The following is a 1,399-nucleotide window of genomic DNA, read 5'->3' as shown; positions in this document are numbered from 1 at the left end:
TTGTTCTCATGCTGCTTCAGGTACGCATCGATATCGGTCGCTATAAGTTCAGAGCTATGAGACATCTGTTAACCCTCAGCAATGATCTGATGGGTTTCCAGATAGTCGATGATCTTGTTCACGGCTTCATCAACGCTCTGCAACGCGGTATTAAGGACAATCTCCGGCGACTCCGGGCGCTCATAGGTAGAATCGATACCCGTAAAGTTACGAATCTCACCGCTGCGTGCTTTCTTGTACAGACCTTTAGGATCACGACGCTCACACTCTTCTAACGGCGTATCCATAAACACTTCGACAAACTCAGACCCTTCTACAAGCTCACGCACCATCTGACGATCTTCCCGAAAAGGGGAAATAAACGCAGACATCACCAGAAGCCCGGCATCACAAAACAGCTTGGACACCTCACCAATCCGTCGGATATTCTCTACCCGATCAGCATCGCTAAAGCCCAGGTCTTTATTTAAACCATGGCGTACATTGTCACCATCAAGCAGATAAGTGTGATGGCCCAAATCATAGAGTCGCTGCTCCAGCGCGCCAGCGATGGTAGATTTTCCAGAACCGCTTAATCCGGTAAACCAAAGGATGCATGGTTTCTGCTTCTTCTGTTTAGCACGTACGAATTTGCTCAGTTCATGCTGATGCCACACAACGTTTTCATCCTTCATTTTACCACCTCGCAAGTACCAATACGTCCTTATCTAACAAAGCTGATTATCGTCAGAAAAGTCGCTACGAAAAAATCCAACCAACCCAATATCACATTCACACCCAATGATGACGAAAGTAGTTATATTCAAAACAAAACCTTAACCCAAAACCGTCACACATCAAACCTCAAAGACTCTCTTCCAATAACATTTACTAATCGGAACCGTAATATGTCGACTGAATTCTTAAACACCGATTAATCCAATCTAAATCACATCGAAGCCTCGGCCTCAATTTTAGAATTCCCCCTAACTGTTTTGATAGTGCATAGCGCTGCCTTATGTTAGATAATAACTTGCGCAATACATAAAAGGCGCACAAGCTACACTACCCACACACCTGAATACTAGTTGCATTGAAATTCTTACTAGATGTAAGCACATCATTGTGCAGCAAAGCACTTCGAATAAAAACACCAATTTGCCACCCAATAAGGCTGTCCCCGAATACCAATTATCCTCAAAATCAGAGTTTTTTCGTGATTTATTCGCAGGAGATCCTGAGGGGAACATTACTTTACACTGACAGCCAAACCATGGCGATTCTAAAGCAACAATGAACCAAGCGGAAATGGAGTGATTTTTTTGTGGGTAGGACCAGAGGATAACACCAAGAGACTTTGCAAAAAGCGGTAAAGCCGTCTTTCCGTAAGACATTGCCACAGTACGCAACATCAACAAAC

At 43.9% G+C, this 1,399-nt stretch carries 2 protein-coding genes; both read right to left on the bottom strand.

Features of this window, described 5'->3' with window-relative positions; genetic code table 11:
• Positions 1 to 68: 68 nt before the first annotated feature.
• The gene (gene cysC / locus ABYW01_RS21275; RefSeq protein WP_372836602.1) at positions 69 to 674 is read right to left on the bottom strand and encodes an adenylyl-sulfate kinase; all 606 of its coding nucleotides are present in this window, start codon (positions 672 to 674) and stop codon (positions 69 to 71) included.
• Positions 675 to 995: 321 nt separating this feature from the next.
• Positions 996 to 1,399, bottom strand: a 404-nt coding sequence (locus ABYW01_RS21270; protein WP_372836601.1) for a hypothetical protein, incomplete at its 5' end; no start/stop codon positions are given.

This window comes from Pontibacterium sp. (assembly GCF_041587635.1).
In the GTDB taxonomy this organism is placed as follows: Bacteria; Pseudomonadota; Gammaproteobacteria; order Pseudomonadales; family Balneatricaceae; genus Pontibacterium.
Note: the sequence above shows the minus strand (reverse complement) of the source record. Positions and strands in the feature narration are given on the sequence as shown.

What these genes read in the sequence shown, in the direction of transcription:
- cysC (WP_372836602.1), bottom strand. Translation starts at nt 674, where the DNA reads ATGAAGGATGAAAACGTTGTGTGGCATCAGCATGAACTGAGCAAATTC.